Here is a 25502-nt window from a genome sequence, read left to right on the forward strand (position 1 = left end):
AGTTGACACTGGAGAATGCAAGAAAATATTGTTATAATTTGTGATTCATAAGGGTGCTTGCTTGGTTACTTGTAATCAGGACAACATTTTACATACCTACCGAGGAGGAAAAACAAAATGAAAAAAATCGTAAGTTTTGCCGCTGCTTTAACGTTGATGGGTTCGATGGCTGCTGCTGCGGGTGCTGAGGAAGCGGTTACTGGAACGGTGAATCCGGAAAAAGGAACAGAAGCTACAACAACGACAACGACCACAACAACTCCAGCTGTTGAAGTGAACAAACCTGCTGTGAATACAGTAGAAGGTAAAGCTGAGACGGTAACTGGGGCAACCTACGGCACAGATGACAAAATGTTTGAAGAGCCACTCGTAAAACCAGGCGATGAAGTACTGGCACCAACGATGTTGCTGAACCTTCTGGAGCGCACTTGGTTCTATGATGCACCTAACGGTAAGCCAATCGGTGCATTAGGCTCCCAAGTCATCGATACAACAGGTGAAGTTGTTGATGGATTCGATGGCGGCGAGTGGGTACAAGTATACACGTGGAAAGGCAAAGCGTGGATCCACGTTGCCATTCAATAACATCGTATAATCGTTCTAATGATAAGTAAAGAGGACAGCACGCACAATCGCGGCTGTCCTCTTTTGATTTTCCAAGATGTTCACTCCCTGTTCATGAGTTCCTTGTGACTTCTTCCGTCTTTGGTTCCACATGAACATGTACATGCATGATGTTATGCGATCGCTTCAACCGCTCTTCAACACGGTCACAGATCTGATGGCCTTCAATCAAGCTTAGGCCTCCGTCCACTTCAATGACTACATCCACAAGTACATGACTGCCATGCACACGCGCCTTCACATCCTTGATCATCTCAACACCGGGAACGCGTGCTACGGAGGATCTGAGATCCGTCAGTTCCTTCTGGTCAAATCCATCCGTAAGACGATGTGTAGAATCCCGGAAAATCTCCCAAGCCGTCTTGCAGATCAACAGACCTACAGCAATGGCAGCTACTTTATCCAGCCATGGAAGTCCGAACTGCGCACCTATAATTCCAATTGCAGCGCCTATGCTGACCCAGGCATCCGAACGATTATCTTTCGCCGCAGCCATCAGAGCCTGACTATTAATTTGTTTAGCCAGACGGTGATTGTAACGATATACACCTAACATCACAACGGCACAGACTACAGCCACCGCTGCCGCCCACAGATTTGGAGCAACAAAGGCTCCTTCATACCAGGAGCGAACGGCTTCAACCAATACTTGCAGCCCAACCATAGCCATAATAAACGAAGCCACCAAGGCAGCAACCGTCTCCGCTCTAAAATGACCATAGGCATGATCCGAATCAGGTGGTTTCTGGGAGATCCGAAGCCCGATCAATACAGCAACGGATGCCACAATATCCGTAAGGTTATTAAAACCATCGGCCAGCAAGGCGCTGGAAGCAAATAAATATCCACAGATCAGCTTAAAAGCGGACAAGACGAGATAGGCTGCAATACTAACCCAAGCCCCTCGCTCCCCTTTTCGAATTTCTTCATAAGCGTTCAAACCGGGCGACACCCCTTTAACGTTTCGTATTACGGTTTTTCCATGTTAACAAATGTGGAGCGTGTGGGTCTACAGAAACAGTGTTGCCAAGCTGCATTGCTGTAGGCAAGCCGAAAAAAAGTTGCCAGACGGCAGGGCTGTAGTTAATGAGAAAAAATGTTGGCCCGGGTAAAACCAAAGGTTTTGAGCATTTTATCAGGTTGCCCTTGTAGGGCTTTTGTAAAACGTATAAAATAGGTACATCCCGTCCAATTTGGACGGCTCACTGTAAGACCGGGAGGGAAATAACGATGAGCGAAAATAACGAACCGAAAAAGGTCAGTTTGCAGGATGCTATACGCCAAAAGCTGGCGCAAAAGAAAGAACAAGCAAATTTCGGTAACCAATCCAGCGCCTACTTTGAAGGCGGACCTAAAGCGATGAAGAGTCAAAACAACAAGAAGCCTAACAACCAACGTCGCCGTACTGGTGGATCTTAGGTCTTAAAGCCGAAGAGAAACCCATTGAATTACAAAAAGAACCGCAAGCCTTCTTCACAGAGGCTTGCGGTTCTTTGGTGTTCCTATAATAATGTGCCGTAGATGATGCTTGGTTTAAGCTTCTACCGGATACATTTTATTGCGCAGTTCTTTGATTTCATCACTTTCCAGATATTCGTCATAGCTCATTTGGCGATCAATGATGCCATTCGGCGTAATTTCGATAATCCGGTTAGCAATGGTTTGAATGAACTGATGGTCATGGGATGTGAACAGCATGGTGCCGTCAAAATCAATCATACCATTGTTCAGCGCTGTAATGGATTCGAGATCCAAGTGGTTCGTAGGCTCATCCAGAATCAATGCGTTAGCACCAGTCTGCATCATTTTCGCCAACATACAGCGAACTTTCTCGCCCCCGGAGAGTACACTTGCCTTTTTCAAGGATTCCTCACCTGAGAACAACATACGTCCCAAGAATCCACGCAGATACGTTTCATCCTGATCTTTGGAATATTGACGGAGCCAATCCACAAGAGTCATGTCTACACCGTCAAAATATTTGGAGTTGTCTTTTGGGAAATAAGCTTGAGTTGTAGTTACCCCCCAAGTATATTCGCCGCTATCCAACTCCGTTTCACCCATAAGAATATCAAACAAGAGTGACTTGGCATTCCCGTTCGGGCCAACAAATGCGATTTTATCCCCTTTGTTCACGACAAAGCTGATATCATTCAGCATGTTCACACCATCAATGGATTTGCTGATACGATCTACGGTCAACAATTGTTTACCAGCTTCACGCTCAGGTTTGAAGTTGATAAACGGATATTTACGGTTCGATGGACGAAGGTCATCCAGCGTGATTTTGTCGAGTTGTTTCTTCCGGGAAGTTGCCTGTTTCGATTTCGAGGCGTTCGCCGAGAAACGTTGAATAAAGGCTTGAAGCTCTTTAATCTTCTCTTCTTTTTTCTTGTTGGCATCACGTTGCAACGCAAGTGCCAATTGGCTGGATTCGTACCAGAAGTCATAGTTACCTACGTACAGCTGGATTTTACCAAAGTCGATATCCGCAATGTGTGTACATACTTTGTTCAGGAAGTGACGGTCATGGGATACCACAATAACAGTACCTTCATAGTCCATCAAGAAGTTCTCAAGCCATTGAATGGATTCGAGATCCAAGTGGTTGGTAGGCTCATCGAGCAACAGGTTGTTTGGACGACCAAACAATGCTTGTGCAAGCAGGACACGAACTTTTTCGTTACCACTTAGTTCATTCATTTTTTTATCGTGCATGTCACGGTCGATACCCAGACCGATCAGGAGTGCCGCTGCATCCGGCTCAGCATCCCAGCCATTCAACTCGGCAAATTCACCTTCAAGTTCACCTGCACGCAGGCCATCTTCTTCCGTGAAGTCCGCTTTGGCATACAGCGTATCTTTTTCTTTCATAATGGCATAGAGACGACTATGACCCATAATTACCGTTTCGAGAACCGGATACTCATCATATTCAAAGTGGTTTTGCTTCAAAACGGCCATACGTTCGCCCGGGGTGATGTGCACCTCTCCCGAGTTTGATTCAATTTCACCGGACAAAATTTTCAAGAATGTTGATTTACCGGCTCCATTGGCGCCGATGAGGCCGTAACAGTTTCCTGGTGTGAATTTGATATTTACATCTTCAAAAAGTGCACGTTTTCCGTAGCGGAGCGTGATGCCGCTTGTACTGATCATTAAGCATACCATCCTTTATTGGTTAATCTGCATACTGCATGAATAGCAAGTTGCGTAAATCATGGATTCAATATCCCGATGCCTATTCTGGCACCATATTATAACACAAAAAAGCGGCAAATTCGAAAATTGGCCGCTTTTTACTTATTAAAGATTTGGTAAATACACTGTTCATGCAGGCATATCCCTACATTAACATATTTGACTCTTTTTTGTTAGCCCTGTTTGCCTTCCTCGTGGTGAATGCGGAGTGTCTCGCCATGACCAAGCACCCGAATCCGCTCTTTACCAATGCCTAGCCGTTCACGTTCAACTTCCAGCCGATCCAGCGCTTCCTTGGGCGTATCATCCGCCAGCTTGAATGTGCCGTAATGCATGGGCACCATGAGCTGTGAACCGGATTCAACGAATCCCTGCAGCGCTTCTTCGGGTGTCACATGTTGAGAAGTCATGAACCACTCCGGATCGTAGGCACCGATGGGCATGAGGGTAACACCAATGTCAAAGCGTTCTCCAATCGTTTTGAAACCCTGGAAGTAACCTGTATCACCCACAAAATACAACACAGGCGGACCGTCTGATGTTTTGGATGTTTCGTTCTTCCCTGATTCCGTGGATGATTCATCCTGATTGCTCGTTGTTGCAGCACTTTCCGCTGCTGAAGTCGTTGCCGGATGGTTCGATTCCAATACATAACCGCCCCAATGGGACGTATTGGTATCAAACAATGTTCGGCGCGTCCAGTGCTGTGCAGGGACAAAAGTTATTTTGACTCCGCCAAGTGTCATATGATCCCACCACTTCATCTCCTGGCATCGATGGAATCCTTTGCGAATCATCTTACGTTTCAGACCATCGGGTACGATCAGCAATGTCTTGGCTGTAATCAGCTTACGCAAGGAAGCCAGATGCAGATGATCATAGTGGGAATGAGATATCAGAATGACATCCAACGGTGGAATATCCTGAATCGGAATGCCGGGGGCACCGAGTCTTCGTTGAAATCCCATTTTTTCGGCCCACACCGGGTCAGTCACGATGTTCAATCCATAATATTGAATGAAAAACGTGGAGTGACCAATCCAGGTAATACTTGTGTCATCCCGGTTGGCATGCAGATAATCCAGTTCAGGCGGGTGTTTGGGCACGGTGTAGGAGTAGTCCTTCACTTTGCTCCGCCGTTGCTCCCTCCATTGTTTGAATTCCTTCAGCGTTTTGTCCGTACTTACATTATCGATATTGTTATAACGGATTTTCGGCATGAAAGGGCCCTCCTCCCTTCCTCATTTCTTAACAAGAGATTACCCCAAACGGGAATGGACGTACCAATCAATCCTTTGGGTTCTTATATACGGCCAGATATACAAACAGAAAGACAATAGCAGCCGCTATGATCAGTGGAGGGGCGTACATAATGGTGAATGTCTCAAAAAAGCTCAATCCGGTTATACCGGGTATCCCTGTGACTCCCTCAGTAGATAGTGGATCCAGCAAGGGAGTCATGAGTAAGAACATGTTTGGGTGCATGGACAGACTCATCCTTTCTTTTTACCAGAATTACCGCGCACATAATTGGCATCAAACAGGAACAGCTTCATAATCAGCACAAGCGAAGGAATGAGCACGAGTAGCCCCAGACTAAACGCTGTAATGAGTGCAATCCCCATCGTCCGATTCGTAAAGCTGTCGTAAATATTGATGTAAGGATACAGAATGTACGGAAGGTGGGATCGCCCGTAACCATACCAGGCAAAGGCAAACTGAAGCATGACAGCGACAAAACACCAACCCAGATATTTACTTTTCCACACCAGCGACACGGCAATGACAAAACAAATAAACGAAGCGATAAACATCCACGAAATATTCACCATCTGCTCAAAGTGTGCGGGATTCTGTTTGTTAATCTGCAGAAAAGCCAGAAAACTTGCAAAAATGGTAGGCAAACTCCATAACAGCGCGTACTCTCGAAGCACCTCATATGCCGGCTCATCCCCTGCCCGCTTCGCATAATAAGATAGAAACATCGCCGAGATGTACAGCACACTGACCAGTGCAAGCAAAACAACCGACCAGGTATAGGGATTCGTCAAAAATTCACGCCAGCGAAAAAACACCTGATCGCCCACCTGCTCAATAATCCCGCCTTCGGATATCGCCAAAATGGTGGAAAATACAGCCGGAATCAGCAATCCCGTCGCCCCGTACAATGCCATGTAGATCCGGCTGTTCTGCCCATGGTTGCCATAGGTATTGTAGGCGTAATATACGCCCCGGATTGCAAGTAGTACAATGGCCAAGGAACCCGGCACCAGCAGAGCTGTCCCGTAATAAAAGGCGCTATCCGGATAAAATCCGACCAGTCCAACCACAAAAAAGATCAAAAACACATTCGTCACTTCCCACACGGGAGACAGATAGCGCTGAATGATGTTATGAATTTTGTTCTCGTGTCCGGTCAATATGCTGTAAAAGCTGAAAAACCCGGCGCCAAAATCAATTGAAGCAACGATCAGGTAACCGAACAAAAACGTCCACAATATTGCGATGCCTGCAATTTCGAAACTCAATGCACGATCCCTCCTTCAAGCCCCAGAGACTCCAGTTCCTTCTCTGCTTCCTTGTTGCGGAACAGCTTGCTGAGTACCCGAATGCACGAGAAACACAGGATCAGATACAGCAAGATGAACAACACTAACATCCATCCAACCGAAGTTGACGTCGTGGCTGCTTCCGCCACCTTCATATACCCGCGTAAGATCCAAGGCTGCCTGCCAACTTCGGCGAACATCCACCCCAGCTCGATGGCAATCATGGCCAGAGGCCCCAGCAAGACAATGCCGAGCAGTAGCCATTTGGGATATGGCTTGCGCCCTGGTAACCACCGACGCAGTACATATAACACAGGAATCATCAGGATGATCACTCCGGTTGTGACCTTCAGGTCGAACATATAGTGAATAGACAATGGTGGCCTCAGATCCGCAGGATACTCTTCGAGACCTTTCACTTCCGTATCGGGACGATTACCTGCCAAAATGCTAAGCGCATAGGGAATCTCAATCGCGTATTTCACCTCATTGTTCTCATCCAAAATCCCCCCATAGACGAGCGGTGCCTCTTTCATCGTCTTGAAATGCCATTCTGCGGCAGCCAGCTTCTCCGGCTGATATTTCGCCAGGAATTTACCGGAGGAATCACCGATCATGACGGTACTGATGGCAAATACGAGTGCAGATACCGTCGTGAGTTTCAGTGCTTTTTTGTAATACACATGATCCCGTCCCCGAAGCAAACTGAAGGCGGCTATCCCCGCCAGGATACCTGCACTCAAGGTGTAGGATGAGGCGAGTACATGGGACACTTTGGTTGGCGTTGCCGGATTCAACATGGCAGCAATCGGATGAATGTCCTTCATAATACCATTAATCAGGGTGAATCCCTGAGGCTGGTTCATGAAGGAGTTCACCGTTGTAATGAAGATCGCAGATGCAGATGAGCCGAGAGCTACCGGAATCAACAGCAGCATATGCGTATATTTCTTTTTGAAACGATCCCACGTATAGAGGTAAATTCCAAGAAAGATCGCCTCTATAAAAAAGGCAAACGTCTCCATGAACAGCGGCAGGGCGATTGCCTGACCCGCTACCCGCATAAACATCGGCCACAACAGACTGAGCTGTAATCCGATCGAGGTGCCTGTAACGACACCAACAGCAACGGTGATGACAAAACCTCGTGCCCATCGGCGTGCCAGCAAGGTGTAATGCATATCATTGGTTCGGAGTCCTCGCCACTCGGCCAAGGCAATCATAAGTGGAACACCTACACCAATAGAGGCAAAAATAATGTGCACAAACAAGGTAAGGCCGGTTAGTATCCGGCTGAGCAGAACAGGATCCAGGGATGACATGGTTACACTCCTCTTTCACATAATCGTTATGTACGACAGCAGTTATTCTGCTTGAACGTGTATCTCAATAACTCATGATTCGGATGATGCTCTTCACAACGGCATACAGCACAACCACAGCTGCAACCAGACAGACGATGATGAGTGTTTTCTCTTGTTTACGGAACATATACCTGCCGTCCTCCTTTTGCATGGGATGCAAATTATGGCTCTATAGACAGTTTGCAAAAGAAGTTGTTTTTTTATCCGGGGAAATTGAAAAACAAAAAAAGCCTTTCCCCTTATCACGCTCACGCGTTGAAGGGCAAAGGCTCTATCCGTAGGTCTCGTACATAAACATTATTCATAAAAAAGTGAAATACATTTCTTCATCCATCAATAAATTCACACCAAGACGTCCTGTTTGGGCAGTCGAACCTTGAACGTACTTCCTTTGTCCGGTGCAGATATAAAAGTCAGCGTACCCTTGTGATCCTCTATAATTTTACGGGAAATGTACAACCCGATTCCTGTTCCACCAATCTGCCTATGATCCGAATTATCAACCCGATAGAATTTGTTGAACAGCATGTCCTTCTCTTGCTCCGCAATACCTATTCCGTAGTCACGCACATCAAGACATAACCATTCCTCTTCTTCCCATAACGTAACATCAATACGATCGGCTCCCGGAGAATACTTGACTGCATTGCCCACCAGATTATGCAGAACCTGAACCATCCTGTTCTGGTCAGCATAAGCAAAGAAGTCTCCATTAAACGTATGCACGTAGATCCGTTGGGCAGACTTCATATTCCACTGTTCGGCAACCCCTTCTACCAATTCAACCAGCGGTACATATGTCATGTGGTAAGTCATACCTTCGTTGTCGAGGCGCTGAATATCGAGTACATCATCGAGCAAACTGCTCAGCCGCTTGCCCTCCGAAGAGATGGTCTGCATGAATTCCCGCTGTTGAGCTGCCGGAAGGTCATACATCATCATTAATTCCACATATCCCATAATGGTGGCTACAGGCGTTCGAAGCTCATGAGATACCACACTGATGAGCTCATTTTTCATCCGATCCAGCCGTTCTTCTCCTGTCCGGTCACGGAACACCAGCAGAAACCCATGGTTTTTACCCGGGACATCCATCTGCTTCATGTACAAGGAAAATACACTTTTATCCACATTATTGAATATAAATTCGGTCTCGATAAACGCCGTTTCTCCATTCAGGAATGCTCTCGTCTGTTCCATCAGATTGAAGTTGTCCGTTAATACCATCGTATCAATCGCCTGCGCCAAATCTTCAATGGATCTGCCCATAAAATCACCCAAACCAAACATCTCTTCTATCCTTCGGTTGACGATGGTTATAGTCCCTGATCGATCAGACATAACGAGCCCTTCCCGTACGGATTCAATGAATTGCTCACTGATATCTCGCTGTTCCTGAATGGCAATCTTCTCATTGAACAACTCCGAGTTCAGCTTCTCCAGCGCAAGGGCATGACGTACACGATCTTCTTCTGCTCTGGTCCGCTCGGTAATATCCTTAATGAATAGATTATATAATGTCTCATTTTTGCCCAACTGGATCTCAACAATTTTGTACTCGATCGGAAATACGGAACCATCCCGTCGGATACCTGAAATTTCTTCAACAATGGTGTATCTTTTACCTTCAACATATTCAAATCGCTCCAGCAAATTCTTGATCTCACTGCAGCTGGCCCCTTGAAAAAGAGATGGTGCTTCCTTGTGCAGGATCACTTCTTCCCGAAGCAATCCAAACATTCTTTCGGCCTCCGGATTAAACTCAACGATGATTCCATTCGAGTCTACAGCGATAATCGCATCTATTGACGATTCAATAATTGCACGTTTGACTTCTTCACTATTCTTGAGTTCCTTGGTCCGCTCTATGACCCTGTCCTCCAGAGTTAACTTATCGTGACGAATCTGTTCGAATTGTTCCAGCAGTACATCAGCCATTTTACGCAAATTACCAATAAGAATCTGTACTTCAGTTACATGGCTCGTTGGCCACTCCATCTTCCCATTTCGAAACAGCAACCTCGGAAGAGAACCTGTCATTCTGGTTAGTCTTAAGAGTGGACTAACGACCTTACTGCTCAGAGGAGCCGCTACAATCATGGAAGCCACGATGATGAGGAACAGGTATTGCAATGTGGTAAGATAGATCGATTCTATTCGAGGATAATACTTGGTTGAGCTGGTCTCAATGAATACCCGATAAGGTGTTACAGCTGTCATCTCCGCTTCATAGATGAAAGATGCCTGTTTCCAGTGATTCAATACAGCACTGTAATGAATATTCTCAGAGCTTAATAGCATAAGGTTATCTTTCGACTTAAGGAGACTGTATCTATCCATGTCCAGATACTCACCAGCCTGTAGTGTATTCAAACCAGAAGTAACGACTGTATCATTCCGATTCAGCAGAATCACATTCACACCCAATAAATGATGATACCGTGCCATGTTCTGATCCATATTCTCCGAGGTAACATACTGTTCGTCCAGATCCTGAACAACAGCACTTGCTGCATGTTTCATATCAAGTATAATGGCATCATTCATTTGACTTAATTGTCTGCGGCTATCTGCGGATAACAATAGGAGAGAAACAAACACCACAAAGGCGACTACGTATTTAAATGCGATTCTGGTGATAGGAATAGTTCCTGTACGTTTTGATTTGTGCTCACCCGTAGTAATCCAGAAGTCCACCACAATACCCGCGATCAACGCATTCACCATACCAATCACGGCAATATACATATACTCATACTTCAAATCTTCTATATTCAGTCCCAATAAATAATGTCCGCAATAGATGACGGGAAGCAGCATCACTACCCAAAAGACAGCATTAGCCTTGATTAGGCTGCCATTCTTCCAACGCAATTGCCAACCGATCATCCAGATCAGCTCAATGAAATGCGCAATCATTACCGTTAAGTTCCGCGGCTCGAAGCCGACAACGGTGGTATTTAACAGATAGATGAATGTAATGGTGACAAATCCATAGATAGTCCCATGCAAACGAAGAGCGATGAGTGCTGCTGCGCTGCCAACCATAAACTGTACACCATAGAATAAGGTAAGTGGAAATATAGTACTTAGTGAGCCAAGAACGATAAGAATGCTGGTTCCAAACCAGGGTATCCTTAGCTTCAGCACGACCCACTCCAGCAGTTGGCTTGCCTTTATACGATCCATAAGCAACTGCCCTCGCGGCTGACTTTTTGTTCTGTATTTAACAACAACGTTGGTTCCCCCTATAAACAAGCGGATACAATCTACTTTTTTTCCCCTCAAATCGTTCTGATCCATTATACTGTAATTATCACTTGATGTAGCTTTGGGAAATTCTGATCGCTCGGCAAACAAACTGCATTCATGCTAAAATATTGAAGTTCATCTAAAAAGCCTGCTTCCTGTCTACATATACATCCTATATTCTGGGATAGAAACATTAAAAATTTTGCAGTATTTTTTAGCAAATCACAGCTTTTTTTTAGTATTTTCTTAACACATTATTTTCACCAGGAGTGTGACCCTATGACGATCAAAGTACTTCTTATAGAAGACGAGAAAAATCTGGCTGACATGATTGCTTTCTTTCTTGAGGAGGAAGGATACATCACGGAACGGGTTCATCATGCCCACGAGGCACTTCAACTGTTCCCACAATTCCAGCCAGACATTGTTGTAACGGATCTGATGCTTCCTGAAACGGATGGGAATGCTCTTGTAGAAGCCTTTCGCCAGCACTCCACTGTGCCGATTCTAATGATCTCAGCAAGCACGATGCTGAATGATCGACTTCGTGCTTTACATAATGGTGCGGATGACTTTCTGTGCAAACCATTTAGTTTGAAAGAGTTGGATGCCCGGATTAAAGCACTGCTGCGAAGATCAATCATTTCCTATAAGGATAAACCGGTAAAAGAAGATAAGCAGGCAGAGGTTACTGGACATGTGAATGTGAATGAGTACAGAAGAACCCTGTTTGTGGATGGCGTTGAGATCGAGGTCACTCATATTGAGTTTGAGATTATGAAGGAATTGTACCGAAATCCGGGTAAAGTGTTCACCCGCAATGAGCTGATGGATCGGATCAAAGGCTCTGAACGCGCCTATCTGGATCGTACCATTGATGTTCATATCTCAAGTCTGCGTAAAAAAATAGAGCCTGACCCCAAGAACCCACGTTATATTAAGACGGTTTGGGGAACAGGCTATAAATATGTGATCTAATAGGACCGTAACGCTTGAAGTTAACACCCTCTGCCATATCCCTCTTTTATCTCATGGATAAGATGGGCGGTATGGCTATTTCTGATTTATGGACAGACGACAAATGTAACCAATTTTCCATATCCTTGATTAGTTGATTCGGCTCTTGCTCATTCCAGAGAATCATCTTCATCTCACCTGTACCTGTAATCTGTTGAAGATGACGCTTCCGAATAAGGGATTTGAAATCCGTAATGACCAGTAACGGAAGTTGTGGCATAAAAGCCCGAATGGCGTTTGCTGCTGACACCGCTTCTTCGGCAACCTGATAATCAACAATACAGTAACGGGCGTTTTCCCAACTTCCACGATGTGTTTCTATCGCAGAACCAGATGCTGAGTCCTCAAACCAGTTCCTGAACAATTGAATAATATTCTCATATGCAATACGACGTTTTCCATCCGAGAGCACGGTAATGGGTTCCATAGGTATAACCTCCAGTTGATTCTTATCTTTATTGTGCCAATTTTCGTTTAAAAATGTTTGTGCGTGAACATGAAAGAAGTGTTAACAAATTTCGTACTTCTTCACATTAAGTGTTAGACAATTCCCCTTCACTTCTTCTGAATGATTTCGCAGATTCCTCACATTGATGTAAAATAGAGAAATACCCGTGTGATTTAATTTACGGGAAGTTATAGATGAATCTGGTACTATAGGAGGTTACATTGATGAATATTGTTTCCATTGAACCAACACCGAGTCCAAATACGATGATGTTACATCTCGATGAACGTCTGGAGGACGGAATTCGCAAAACATATACACTGGACAACGAACGATCTGCTCCGGCGTTCATTCGCCAGATGCTTCATATTCCTGGTGTAAAGAGTGTGTTCCACACGACAGACTTTGTCGCACTTGATCGTAAAGGGAATGCCGACTGGTCCGTTATCTTGGGCGAAGTCCAAAATCGCCTTGGACAACAAGGCATTGATCTGGACTGGATTGAATCCGAAGATGGTTCAGGCGAGCACTTCGGAGAAGCACAGGTATTTGTACAATTCTTCCGAGGCGTACCGATGCAAATTAGGGTCAAGGCCGGGGTCAAGGAAGAACGAATCTCGTTGTCAGACCGTTTTGTCAAAGCCGTAACAGAAGTCGCCAGTGCAACGATGATCAAAGAACGCAAACTGAGTGATTACGGTGTTCGATATGGTGAATTGCCTGATATTGCACGTGAAGTCGAGCAAGAATTGGAAGCCGCTTACCCGCCGGAACGATTGGAGCAGGTCATCAAACAGGCCATTGAACATGGTACCAAATCCGAAGAGTTCGTCGAGCGCCGCCGTGAATTGGATGGAGCCGAACTTGAAGAGGCTCTGCGAAACGAGGACTGGAATGTTCGCTATGCGGCATTTGACGGCATGGAGCCTACGGCAGAAAGACTGCCCCTCGTAGCCCATGCCTTGCATGACAACAAAATGCAGATTCGCCGCTTGGCTGTCGTATACCTGGGTGACATTCGTACACCGGAAGCGATGGAATTACTGTATGAAGCGCTTCAGGACAGTTCTCCTGCGGTACGCCGGACTGCCGGGGATACCTTGTCTGATATTGGGGACCCTGCCGCAACCCCAGCTATGACAGCCACGTTATCTGATAAAAGTAAACTTGTACGCTGGCGTGCAGCACGTTTCCTCTATGAGGTCGGAACTGAAGAAGCAGAGCAAGCGTTGCGAGTTGCAGCCGATGATCCCGAATTTGAAGTCAGCCTGCAGGCCAAGATGGCTCTGGAGCGGATCGAATCGGGCGAACAGGCCGCTGGAACAGTATGGCAGCAAATGGCTGGTCGTAACAAAAAAGAGGAATAGTCGTCTCTCAGACCTCACATCCAACAATTGTTATTGCACTGGAAAACCATGCGCGTTATACTGATTGTCTGTTTACTAAACAGGACACACGGTGTTAAGTTGTGTTGTTCATAATTTCATAGACAATAGATACACCTCATCCATTGATGGTGAGGTAGAGGTCGCGGGTGCGATCAGTACGCTGATGGAGGCGCTAAGGAGCCGCTTATGAGATCAGCCGAAAGGTGTACCCGCCGAAGCTCGCTGGACGTTCCTTATACGGTCCGGTGAGCTGGGGCTGCTGTCGAAAGGCGCAGAACTGTCACGGAAGTACATTTCCTTTATATAAAGGTATGAATTCTTCTGTGTTGAGCTATCTTAATCATCTGGGACATGGTGCGGACATTGAAATATTAAAGACCGCAGGCTGATGCCTGTGGTCTTTTTGTTTATGAATTCAAGTATCGCAAACATCAGTATATCGAATGAAGGAGTGTTTCCATGCAAGACTGCAGTAACCCAACAACAACTGGACCTTCCCTGAAAAAAGGATTACGCGCACGCCATATGACGATGATCGCCCTCGGTGGCTCGATTGGTACCGGGCTGTTTCTCGCAAGTGGTACCGCCATCTCAACCGCAGGCCCTGGTGGAGCATTAATTGCCTATGCAGCCGTTGGAATCATGGTTTATTTCCTAATGACCAGCCTTGGTGAGCTTGCTACCTTTATGCCGGACTCCGGTTCATTTAATACGTATGCCGCACGTTTTGTCGATCCTGCTCTCGGGTTCGCCATGGGCTGGAACTTCTGGTACAACTGGGCGGTAACCATTGCAGCAGAGCTTGCTGCCGCTACAGTACTCATTAAATACTGGTTCCCTGACAGTTCGTCCATGTTATGGAGCTTATTGTTCCTCGTGCTGATCTTTGCCTTGAACGTATTGTCCGTTAAGGGTTATGGAGAGTCCGAGTACTGGTTCGCCATTATCAAAGTCGCTACTGTCATCATCTTCCTCGCCGTTGGTGTGCTCATGATCTTTGGTATTATGGGCGGAGAAGCGGTTGGTTTCAGCAACTTCACCATCGGTGATGCGCCCATCCATGGCGGATTCTTCGCTGTGTTAGGTGTGTTCATGGCTGCTGGATTCTCATTCCAAGGTACCGAGCTTATCGGGGTAGCCGCCGGTGAAAGTGAAAACCCGCGCGAAAATGTCCCTCGTGCAATTCGTCAGGTATTTTGGCGCATTCTGATTTTTTACATTTTGGCAATTACCGTGATCAGTCTGATCATCCCGTATACGCATCCGAATCTGCTCAAAGGTGATCTGGAAAATATCGGTGTCAGCCCGTTCACACTGGTATTTGAGAAAGCTGGCCTCGCCATTGCAGCTTCCGTGATGAATGCTGTTATTCTGACTTCTGTACTTTCTGCCGGTAACTCAGGTATGTATGCTTCAAGCCGGGTTCTCTATGCCCTTGCCCGAGATGGTAAAGCCCCTCGTTTCCTCGGCAAGTTGAACAAAAAGGGTATTCCAATGAATGCCTTGCTGCTCACAACAGCCGTTGGTATGTTAGCATTCCTTGCCTCCCTGTTCGGCGATGGGATTGTGTACACCTGGTTGTTGAATGCATCCGGTATGTGTGGTTTTATCACTTGGCTGGGTATCGCTATCAGTCATTATCGCTTCCGTCGTGCATACGTTGCACAAGGCAGGGATCTGAGCGATCTGCCTTACCGTGCACGCTGGTTCCCGTTTGGGCCGATCTTTGCTTTTGTCCTGTGTATTATCGTGATCATCGGACAGAACTATCAGGCATTCACGGGTGATCAGATCGACTGGAGTGGAGCCATCGTTGCCTACCTGAGCGTACCCCTGTTCCTGGTGTTGTGGCTCGGTTACAAATGGATCAAAAAGACCAAAGTGGTGCCACTGCAGGAATGTGATTTCACACCTACCGATTCACCAGCTGATAAGCACTAACGAAGAATCAGGTTGTTTCTGTCCTCTACGTTCTCATGTAAATGGTTAGTTTAACTTATACAGCTGATACAATTGACACTATATAATAATATCTCCCCGGGGCGTTGCAGTCTTCCTACTGTAGCGAAACGGGGAGGTTTTGTGTTGGATCGGCTCCCCCTTCGAACATTTCTGTACGTCCTTTCGTCCCTGTCCATATTTTGTATAGATCCGTAAGTAGAATAGAGAAGGGTATACTATTTTTCTTGGACAACGGGAGTTGATGTATAATGAAAAAATTCTCTATTCTGCTCGTTCTACTGGGCATCCTGATCATCAGCTTTCCTTTCCTGCGAGAAACGTATTATGACTGGCAGCAAACCCGTGTCATGAACGATCTGGAGCAATTGCAAAACGGCTTGTCTAAGCTTAATCACTCCTTCGAACAAGGCAGGCAGGATGCAGCTTCCGCCGAGCCGACTACGGATAGTACAGATACAGTGCAAGACGCCTCTTCGGATACGTTGGGGATACTATCGATTGACAAGATTGATGTCCGCTTACCGATTCTGGAAGGTGCAACGGAGGACAACATGAAGGTAGCTGCAACCCATCTTGTCGAAACCACTAGTATCGGTAACAAAGGTAATGCTGCCATAGCCGCTCATCGCGCCCACAAAAAAGGTCGGTTGTTCAATCGTCTGGGAGAACTCCAGATTGGTGATTCAATGGAAGTCACCCTGGCAGATCGAACGACTATCCAATATAAGGTAGATCAGATATCCATAGTGGAGCCTACTGACTTATCTGTACTGGAGGATCCCGGACTTGGACAGGTCCTTACCTTGATTACCTGTGATCCACTCGTCAATCCAACACATCGCCTAATTGTAAGAGCTATTGAAGTGAAACCGATTGTTGCGGGGACCTGACCCTCCCTAAATATCACCAAAAAATACCCTCTAGCATATTCACACGTCGACGCTAAGTCTTCGTAGTGATTGCTAGAGGGTATTTCTATCTACACACGATGAATTTTAGATATTACGTGTTTGAATCTAGCGTTGAAGCTGTTGTCTGCGGCGGAAGTACATGAATCCAGCGCTACCTAACGCCATCAGCATCATGCCCACAGCAGTGTAAGCCATTGTGCTCTCTTCACCTGTCTGTGGCAGCATTCCCTGAGATCCAGAATTTCCGTTTGGCTGTGATGCAGAATTTCCATTGCCCTGGGATCCATCTGTATCCGTTCCAGTAGGAGGTGCAAGTGCACCATCCCCATCCGGTGCATCTGTATCCCCAACTGGAGATGCAGTATCGTCACCGTTGGAATCGCTTGGTGAAGAAGGAGCTACTCCGTTATCTTCATCTGTTGGAATTTCGGTTCCGCCTCCAGGTTCTGTAGGTTCAGTAGGTTCAGTAGGTTCAGTAACAACAGTGCCTGGGATAGACGTTCCTGGTGTTTCCGGTTCCGGTGTTGTTGGTTTATCCGGATCTGGCGGCGTTCCCCCCGTATTAGGTGTTCCCGGATTATAAGGCCCACTCGATCCACCTGATACTGGCATAGCCTGGTTTGTTTTCTCCACAATTACAACTTCGGTTTGTGTACTCGTAATTTCAAATGATACTGGGGTTGTGTCTAAGACATATCCGTTAGGTGCTTTTATTTCAACCAACTGATATTTATTGATATCCAAGCCTTCAAGTACAATTTCACCTTGTTGATTGGTTGTCAGTGTAGCTTCATCCAGACCTGTTACCTTGTGGAACTCCCAATTCCCATTTGCATCCATCAATGCAGTTTGGGCCCGTAATTCAAACACAGCTCCTTGCAGGTGCTGAGTTCTACCCGCATTGGTTTTAATCAATTTCACGGAACGATCATTTTTTTTATTTTCAATGGTCAATTGAGTTTCCGGTTTGATAATAGATACAAGCGTCTCCGGCTGTTCAATAACATAGCCTTCTGCCTTGGTCTCTACCAATGTATATGGACCGTATTCCAAACCGTCGAATTCAATGACCCCATTTAGGTCGGTTACTTTTGTATCGATGACACTGTTGGAACGATCACGCAATTCGAATTCAATTCCGCTTAATACGGACTGATCCTTGGCATTTACTTTGGTAACGACAAGTTTACCACCTGTACCCATTGCATTAGACTTCGTCAATGTAATACTCTCCGTCTGATTTTCTACAATGGTAAACGGAATTGGTGTAGCATCCAATTGATAAAACTCAGGTGCCACGACTTCTACCAGCTCATAATCCCCTGGCGATAGTCCACCTTTGGCGATCTTCCCATCTTCCCCTGTCGTTAACTCATCGATTTTCTCTCGCGTTGCGCCGTCCTTGGAGTACAATTCAAAAGTTGCTCCCTTAAGTGTCTTCGAGGAGTCCACCGCATCTACCTTGGTTAATTCAAAGCCTTGACGAATCTTTTTATTTTCAATTTCAAAAGCGATATCCGCATCCTTAAATTCAATCGTTTTACCTGAGACAGAGCCATATTCAGGATCAACCAAGTATCCTGCCGGTGCAGATAATTCTTTTAACTTATAAGGTATACCGTTGGTTAGATTGTTTAATCGATAGTTTCTGGAGCTTTCGACCACACCATTCTCGTCCGTTGGTTTCAATGTTTCCAGAAGCGTAGTTCCAGACGCATTATAGATTGCAAATATTGCACCCTCCAGCGGAACTCCTGTATCACTGACTTTGTGAATTCTGATTTTGCCCAGACCTGTAGAGGCTCCTCCACCTGCTCCAGCCAAGGAAACTTTGATTCCCGACTGATTACCTTCTCCGATTACCGAGGAAGATTGGCCTGCAAATTCAACCTTATTCTCAATTCGGGCACCATGATCGGCATTAATATAAGACTGATATTCCAAAATGAATGCGGTATGGATATCTTTCTTGAAGGTGAAGGTAAATGTATTGCCCTCCACGTGCAATTCATAATCAGCCGGATCAACAAGTCCAGCTTTGGTGGATACATTGCCTGAATTGTTGGCAGGTAAATTGGTTGCATATAATTTCAATGAATCAGCCAATAAAATCTGGTTCTCTGACAAGGTATCTGTTAATTGATTACCCGCAGGAATGAAAGATTGACTTGGATTGATATTTACCGTCCATGATGCTTTATCCGTTGTACCTTCTTGCTTCCCTGTTTTGCGCACGTACACACCACCGTTGGCAGGTGTAACACTGGCTGATCTATTAAATCGTATTACACCCCCCTCACCATCCGTCAGAACAGCCTGGTTGGCATATGCACCTACGACAGAATATGGTCCATCCAGACTTGTTTGGTACTGAATGCGATAAGCCATTTTGCCCATGTTACCCAGATCCAAAACAAAACCTTTACCGTCCGTGTTCAGCTGGAATTGACCAGGTGTGAGTGGAACCTCGCTACCTACAGCAGTAACATTATTGGCTCCCTGTAACTCTAACTCATGAACCTTCAATGAGCCGTCTACAAAAGATTGGTCTCCAGTGTAAGCATCCTTAAGGATTGCATCCTGAATATCAAACAAATTGTAGTTTACATCGATTGTCCAGGTAATCTTTTTATCTTTGGCGCTATATTCACCCTTTTTGTTACCATTTTGAATCGTGTAGTCTTGCGGTTTGACCGCAGCAGATTTTGTAATCGCAGTCTGTTTTACATCAGACTCTTCCCAATCGATCTTGGCCGAGTTGCGATATTCATCATTCGTTGGCATACCTGCTGTCGGATCAAAGCTTGTCTTGTAAGTAATAACATGCTCCGTACTGAGCGTTACCCCGTCCTTCAAGCGAAGTGAGAATCCTTTTTCATACGTTGGATCAGCCGGGTCTGGAGTCAGTTCAAAGTCGTCTTTGTTAACACCGCTCACTTGAAGACTACCCGGAATCAGTTTCATATGTCTACCTTCGTAATTGTCGGTGATGACGATATCCGTCATGTCCTGCAAATCATGATTCAAAACCATCTGCCATTCAATTTCTTTTGTGTTGAAGTTTTCACTTTTTACACTCTTTGCAAAAATGACTTCCTGAATGTCTCTCCGGCCTGTTTTGGAAGTACCATCATACATGTTCACTGTGTTCGTAATAGTGTCGTTTGTATAAACACGATGAATGGATTGTGTATCATATTCGATCTCATAGGCCTTTGTAATATCGTTCTTAAAATGTAATCTGAAGCCATCATCGAACCCTGTACCGATCGCTTCGAGTGTGTATTCATTTGGATTGATCAGTGTTCTGTTCGAAGCCGCTCCACTTGCATTAATGTCCACTTGATACACTTTGACGGAATTGTTGATCAGTTGCTGTTTTGCCGTATCAAAGCGGTCTTCAATCCATGCATTCGTTTGCATGATTTCTTGCTGATTGTAGTTATATTGCACTTTCCATGTGATCGTCTGTGTTACCGGATCATACGCACTATCTTGCCCTGACTTGTTCAAAGGCTCATTAAAACTTACACGAACTCGGCCAATATCTGTTTCGTTGTGCTCGCTCTGATCTGTTGTAAGCGCAACCTGATTTTGATACTCCACGTTGGTGAACGGAGCAGTGGTTGGTGCTTTAACACTTGTCGTGTAAGTCACACGGTAGGCCTTATCCGTGTCTCCCAATTGAATTGGAAACTGTGATTCTGTGCGAACCCCTGGACCTTCTTTAACAGATCCATTCAATTGCACTTCCAATTCGCGAATTTCGATATTGCCCTTGAGCTCTAGCTCTGCTGGGAACGTGTCTGCAAGAACAGCATTTTTCATAGCCTTCTCGCCTTGGTTAAAATCTACGGTCCATTTAATTTCATCCGAGTTGAAGTTGTTTTTGTTTGCGGTTCCCGATTTCTTTAACTTATCTATGGCTGTGTTGGCAAAGTGCACATCAATGATGCCCTGCCCTACGGAACTAAAGTCTATCTGTTGTTTCAAACCATCTTCCATCTTGCTCTCATCGAACTTAATCCACACGTAGAAGTTGCCTTCCAGCTTCGCATGCTCGATCAGTTCATTAAAGGTAAAGATGATTGTGCCATCTGGATTCACCACATACTCCCCTACACCGCCATCCAGATTACCCTTAAGCTGTGATCCGATGATGAATTTATCGGGCAAGTTAAAGGTGAACGTAGAGCCATCGCTGTAGTTGTGGTTGTCGTCTGCAAGTCCCCATGCAAAGACTACAGCCACCTCATCCTGAATGCTTGGTCGAATATCCTCGATTTTATCTCCTTTAACTTCAATCGTGCCATTCCCATTGTCTTCTGGCTCCTGATTGTACATCTGCACACTGGTAATCAATTGATCTGTAATTACCGGACCTGCAGCTGCCACTGCTAAACTGCTCTGGTTGAGGTTTCCCTCCCCCTCTTCTTCCGGAGTGGCAGCAACATCAACGTTGTTGACCTCTTCCGAACCTGCCAAACCTTCTTCTGATGCTGTATCGCTGATTGCACTGGCTGGCAAATTAGTTAATTCATCCTGAGCATGCATTGTTGGTGTAAATATCCAACCCTGCATCATTTGCGTGACCAGTAACAGAGCAATGATCACTATGCTCACTTTTTTCCTCATTGTTTGCATATCCTCCTCGTACGTAGTGTTGGCATACGCCGAAGATTAGAATAGCAAAGCGACATATACAAAAAATAGACAACACTAAAATCCTCGCTATTGAACACAAAATTGAACACAAAAAAGGATACTCCTCAATCGGAGCATCCTGTTCAAACGGCTGTTATATTGTCCAGTTAATTTTGACGCGCAGATCCGTAGTACCTTCCATTTTGGACACATAATAAGATATCGATTTCATGCCAAGCTGGTACAAATCCTGCAAATCTTCAATCAGTCCAGCCTCCGTACCCTTGTACCTGAATGTCAGCGAGGTTCCGCCTTCCTTCAGCTTGCTCTGAACTTTGGTCTTCAGCGCAGCATGGCCTTTAACAGCATCCTGTTCATCATACAGGGAATAGTCCAGAGCATGGTACAGCTTCTGATAGGCAGCCTTTTTGCTATCTCCGGCCTTCACCAGCTTCAGTAAAGCTTCCCGATACGGGGCAGGCGCAGCGGGGTACTTGCTTTTGTCTGTCCAGATATGGTCACGTGCCATCTCATCATCACTCAGCAAATAATAGCTGTGGCTCACCTTACCTTTGCGGTCAGGAGTAGGATCATCCCAGGTGGTGTCCATGTGATACCACTTGCCGTCTAGCTTCACGATATTCCAGGCATGAAGCTGCCCGCCCGCTGTACCTTCCACAATCCGGTTATCGATACCTACTCGCTCCAGCATCCGATATGCCAACAGTGAATATCCCTGACAGACGGTACTGCCTGTAACAAGCCCGTCATAGGCCGTATATTTCTTCAGAGAGGTATCGTAGGAAAGGTTAAGCACAATCCAGTCATGAATGACCTTGACCTTCTCATGATCCGTCATGCCGGGTTTGATGATTTCTTTCAACACGTTTGTGACTTTACGATTCACATAATCGGTCTGCTCCTTGGTCTCCCGATAGGAGAGAGTCACATGCACCTCGGCCGACACATTGGAGCCTTTATAATTGAATGCATAACTTTTAACGGTATATTGGATATAAGGGTCACTCTTCATTGCCTCATCGATGGAGGTTTGTAATTGTTTTTTGAGGCCTTTCACATTGCCTTTGTATGTAAAAACAAGTTCCTCCGTTCGCTGTGACATTGCGGTAAGCAAGGTCTGGCGCAAATCTGTTGCCGTGGATATATCTGATGTTCCTGATGCAGCGTATAGTTGATCCAGATCAACCGTACGTGGTAATGCTACAGCAATCAGACAGCCTGCCAGCAGTATGGTGATAATTCGTTTCCCGTTCTTACCCATGAAAGGAACCCACCCTTCTTTGCAAAGTTCTCACGCCCTATTGTATCACAAAAGGCTCTGTCGTCATTCTTCTATATCATTTCAACTAAAGAATATTTACACTAACACTCCGATGTCAGAACAACTTTCCGATCGCTGTTATCCCCAGATTTTTTTGATCCTTTGTTCAAAAGGAAAAATCCGGTGATAAAGGCGCACGCTTCGCTTCCTCAAGTTATTTCTGACCTCTCCGTTATCGTGTAAATGTTAGTTAAAATGATATAATTTTTGTAAAAATTAAATCAAAAGAGACCTTCTATGGAAGGTCCCTTTGATCTTCAGTTCAATAAATCACGATTACCCGTTATTTTCATCCTATGATCCGCTTGGGCATGATATGTGTGATTCCTCGTCTAATACAGGCGATTACCACTCATAAATGTATCTGTCTTACCTTGAAGCTTCGCCAGCCGTTCCAATACCTGTGACGCTTCAGCTACCGTCACTTTTCGTGCAGGCATGAATCGTCCTTCAATGGAAGGAAGCAATCCCAGCTTCAAACTCAGGGAAACCGCTCCCTTACTCGTAATGGCACTGGCATCCGCAATGTTGGGAAGATCCGATGGCAATGTGTAGAATCCAGCCAGCTTCTCATAGCGTAAAATACGTACAAGCAGTACTGCCAATTCTTCACGTGTCATCTCTTCCTGCGGATTTAAATTCTGTTCAGGGTCCGCTCCGGCAAGCCAGCGCTGATCGATTAATGCCCGAACTGCCTTATAATACGGGCTGTCAGGTGTCACATCAGCGTATAACTTGTCATCTCCGTCCCCACTGTAGTACAGATCCATATTTGGATTAATCGCTCTTGCCAGATAGTTAAACCAATCTCCCCGGGTGATCACACGATCCGGGAATACGCGTCCCTGCTCATCCGCAAGCAATACGCCATGCTGTGTCATATTGCGTAGAGCTGCTTCGGCGACATGACCGGAAATATCCGTAGGATCCGCCTTGGTTGCAGAGCTTGTATCCCCGTATAACAACATCCATTTTCCTGTGTTAGCATCCAGCACTTCATAGTTGCCATAGATCGAATTTTCATCTCGTGTAGGCATATAAGCTAGGTTAACTCCCACCGGGATGACTTCACCGCTGTTCATACCCCATCCACCGTAACTAGAGTACGCCAGAACCAGCTTGAACTCTTTCAGGTAGATTGCCCTTGCCTCTTCGTAACTAATGGCTGGCTCTTTCTCTGCTGGCAGTTGTTCAGGCGTTGCGGCAATACGTGTATAGAATTCGTTAATCGTTCCGTTGTTCAGCACCTGTACTTGTGCCGTATCATCCTTAACCGGAATTCCGTTCAGATAACGCTGGAACATAAAGGTACGCGCATCATCTACCTCAATAACGTTAGATAGGTGGAACTGTTCCGTTGCATCTGGAACTAGCGCAATGACCGTGTCCATCGCCAGTTTCTCAGCCTGCTTTCGGGTTACCCCTTTGCCTGCCTTCTCTTCAGTTGCCTTCTCCTGCTCCATCTGTGGTCCCATTCGTTGCATCATCGTATAACTGTAGATCTGTCCAGTAACTGCATCTACCTGTGCTGAGATATCCCGCATGAACATATAGGACATATTGGCACTTCGATCGCTCCAGCTCAGACTCCATACCTGATTGTTCGGGCTTGCATATAATCCCTTGCTTAACTGGCTGTGCTCCAGCTTGTAACCCTTGGGAATATCAAAGTTCGTAGCCACCCGATTGGCGGCCTGCTGTACATTTAACCTCGTACCATTGGCTGGGACAAACGGAGTTACATCGCCTTTCAGCTTCGTATCCTGCTGCAAAGAATCTTCATCTACAGCTTTACCGGTTAATGTATTAATCCGTTCCAACGTATTGGCTTCAATCGGGACGATACTGATAGTCTTTGGTGTGTAGCCAAGATAATACTGCTGACCTTGTTTGGAAGACAGACGATCTTTGGAGATATAGGCCAGCTCCACATCGAACTGTTCTTCAAACTGCTGTCTCGCCTTCTCTTCCGAAGCTGCCGGTTTCGATGAAGGATACTTAGCTGAGGTAGTACCTCGTGAGTAACCTGTCACCAAACCACTTTCATCCACATTTATGTAGACTGTCTCTGCGTCAGATAATAACCCGTCATGCTTCAACTGGTAACCGTATCGATACTCTGTTCTGCCGAATAATGACTGTTGTTCAATAGAAGAATACAGATCTCCAAGCGGAGCATACTCTGTATCTTTCAGACCTGGAATCGCTTGGTACAACAGGTTCACGGCCTTCTCTTCGGCTTCAGCTTTGGTTAGCTTAACATCCGATGCCGTGACATGCTTATCCATGACATCCGACGGCAAATGTACACTTAACACTTCCCCTGTGCCTGCATGTACGGTTGCATTGAATCCTGACGTATGATTGCCTTGCGTAATCTGGAACCCGATCTCCCATGCCTTGTAGTCTGGCGGTGGATAAGAATTAGGTGAATCGAATCGTGCAGATGAGATCGTTGCTTTCTTTAACAAAGGAAATAGCTTCAGTATATTTTCACTGGCTTGCCTGGATGAGATTTTCGCTCCCTCGGGCACGTCATTGCTCGTTGCGTCTAGTTGTTCATTATCCCCCGTTGTCGCTTCAGTTAACTGTTCTGCTTGCGCGGCTGATGCACTGCCTGCAAAACCTGGTGTTTGCGAAGCAAGTAACAGTGTTGCCATCGCTGCCGTTGCAGCTTTCGCTGTGAACATTTTGAAGCGTACATTAAACTTCCAATTCAAACTCAAATCTGGACCTCTCCCTTCAATTTCATACAAAGATGCATAACAAATAACCTCGCATGAATATTGCCAGTCTATCC

General features: G+C 45.7%; 17 protein-coding genes and 1 riboswitch. Of the genes, 6 read left to right on the forward strand and 11 right to left on the reverse strand.

All coding sequences use genetic code 11. The features are described from left to right. The first annotated feature begins 117 nt into the window (after window positions 1-117). Window positions 118-585, forward strand: coding sequence for a hypothetical protein (locus ACE04G_RS18715; protein WP_221820797.1), 468 nt, complete (start codon window positions 118-120; stop codon window positions 583-585). Window positions 586-676: 91 nt separating this feature from the next. Here ACE04G_RS18715 and ACE04G_RS18720 read toward each other — a convergent pair whose 3' ends face one another. Continuing rightward, a complete protein-coding gene (locus ACE04G_RS18720) occupies window positions 677-1564 on the reverse strand; it encodes a cation diffusion facilitator family transporter (RefSeq protein ID WP_237178240.1) in 888 nt (295 codons plus the stop codon). A 290-nt stretch (window positions 1565-1854) separates the two neighbouring features. Between ACE04G_RS18720 and ACE04G_RS18725 the strand changes: the two genes are divergently transcribed. Beyond that, on the forward strand, window positions 1855-2043 hold the full coding sequence (locus ACE04G_RS18725; protein ID WP_221820794.1) for a hypothetical protein: 189 nt from the start codon (window positions 1855-1857) through the stop codon (window positions 2041-2043). A 114-nt stretch (window positions 2044-2157) separates the two neighbouring features. On the opposite strand, the gene ACE04G_RS18730 is transcribed toward ACE04G_RS18725, so the two are convergent. The 6 genes from ACE04G_RS18730 to ACE04G_RS18755 form a co-directional block, all read right to left on the reverse strand. After that, entirely contained in the window at window positions 2158-3783 is a 1626-nt protein-coding gene (locus ACE04G_RS18730) for an ABC-F family ATP-binding cassette domain-containing protein (protein WP_062836460.1), read from the reverse strand. Between the two features lie 215 nt (window positions 3784-3998). Further along, entirely contained in the window at window positions 3999-5045 is a 1047-nt protein-coding gene (locus ACE04G_RS18735; protein ID WP_449003970.1) for an MBL fold metallo-hydrolase, read from the reverse strand. 67 nt (window positions 5046-5112) lie between these two features. Then, a complete protein-coding gene (gene cydS, locus ACE04G_RS18740; protein WP_449003971.1) occupies window positions 5113-5322 on the reverse strand; it encodes a cytochrome bd oxidase small subunit CydS family protein in 210 nt (69 codons plus the stop codon). Further along, window positions 5319-6353 carry a cytochrome d ubiquinol oxidase subunit II gene (locus ACE04G_RS18745; RefSeq protein WP_076212671.1) on the reverse strand — a complete coding sequence of 345 codons (1035 nt, stop codon included), beginning with the start codon at window positions 6351-6353 and terminating at the stop codon, window positions 5319-5321. The genes cydS and ACE04G_RS18745 overlap by 4 nt, the downstream gene beginning before the upstream one ends. Continuing rightward, window positions 6350-7696, reverse strand: a complete 1347-nt coding sequence (locus tag ACE04G_RS18750) for a cytochrome ubiquinol oxidase subunit I (protein WP_124118119.1) — start codon at window positions 7694-7696, stop codon at window positions 6350-6352. Before ACE04G_RS18750 ends, ACE04G_RS18745 begins: the two co-directional genes overlap by 4 nt. A gap of 384 nt (window positions 7697-8080) precedes the next feature. After that, window positions 8081-10927: a PAS domain-containing sensor histidine kinase gene (locus ACE04G_RS18755; protein ID WP_449003972.1), complete on the reverse strand. Its 2847-nt coding sequence runs from the start codon at window positions 10925-10927 to the stop codon at window positions 8081-8083. Between the two features lie 342 nt (window positions 10928-11269). Here ACE04G_RS18755 and ACE04G_RS18760 point away from each other — a divergent pair, with 342 nt between their 5' ends. Further along, a complete protein-coding gene (locus ACE04G_RS18760; RefSeq protein WP_221820788.1) occupies window positions 11270-11968 on the forward strand; it encodes a response regulator transcription factor in 699 nt (232 codons plus the stop codon). Between the two features lie 46 nt (window positions 11969-12014). Here ACE04G_RS18760 and ACE04G_RS18765 read toward each other — a convergent pair whose 3' ends face one another. After that, window positions 12015-12434 carry a hypothetical protein gene (locus tag ACE04G_RS18765; RefSeq protein ID WP_339305648.1) on the reverse strand — a complete coding sequence of 140 codons (420 nt, stop codon included), beginning with the start codon at window positions 12432-12434 and terminating at the stop codon, window positions 12015-12017. Between the two features lie 245 nt (window positions 12435-12679). On the opposite strand from ACE04G_RS18765, the gene ACE04G_RS18770 reads away from it, so the two are divergent. The 3 genes from ACE04G_RS18770 to ACE04G_RS18780 all read left to right on the forward strand — a co-directional run bounded on the left by ACE04G_RS18770 (window position 12680) and on the right by ACE04G_RS18780 (window position 16695). Continuing rightward, window positions 12680-13822, forward strand: a complete 1143-nt coding sequence (locus ACE04G_RS18770; RefSeq protein WP_047841582.1) for a virulence factor — start codon at window positions 12680-12682, stop codon at window positions 13820-13822. 147 nt (window positions 13823-13969) lie between these two features. Then, window positions 13970-14185, forward strand: a riboswitch (Lysine riboswitch). 117 nt (window positions 14186-14302) lie between these two features. Next, entirely contained in the window at window positions 14303-15784 is a 1482-nt protein-coding gene (locus ACE04G_RS18775) for an amino acid permease (RefSeq protein ID WP_221820784.1), read from the forward strand. A 269-nt stretch (window positions 15785-16053) separates the two neighbouring features. Next, window positions 16054-16695, forward strand: coding sequence for a class D sortase (locus tag ACE04G_RS18780; protein ID WP_221820782.1), 642 nt, complete (start codon window positions 16054-16056; stop codon window positions 16693-16695). Between the two features lie 126 nt (window positions 16696-16821). Here the strand turns inward: ACE04G_RS18780 and ACE04G_RS18785 are convergent, their stop codons facing one another. The 3 genes from ACE04G_RS18785 to ACE04G_RS18795 all read right to left on the reverse strand — a co-directional run bounded on the left by ACE04G_RS18785 (window position 16822) and on the right by ACE04G_RS18795 (window position 25428). Further along, window positions 16822-21351: a collagen binding domain-containing protein gene (locus tag ACE04G_RS18785; RefSeq protein WP_449003973.1), complete on the reverse strand. Its 4530-nt coding sequence runs from the start codon at window positions 21349-21351 to the stop codon at window positions 16822-16824. 163 nt (window positions 21352-21514) lie between these two features. Next, window positions 21515-22642, reverse strand: coding sequence for a transglutaminase domain-containing protein (locus ACE04G_RS18790; RefSeq protein WP_221820777.1), 1128 nt, complete (start codon window positions 22640-22642; stop codon window positions 21515-21517). A gap of 392 nt (window positions 22643-23034) precedes the next feature. Beyond that, window positions 23035-25428 carry an S-layer homology domain-containing protein gene (locus tag ACE04G_RS18795; protein WP_449003974.1) on the reverse strand — a complete coding sequence of 798 codons (2394 nt, stop codon included), beginning with the start codon at window positions 25426-25428 and terminating at the stop codon, window positions 23035-23037. Window positions 25429-25502 lie beyond the last annotated feature (74 nt).

This window comes from Paenibacillus sp. AGC31, assembly GCF_057334655.1.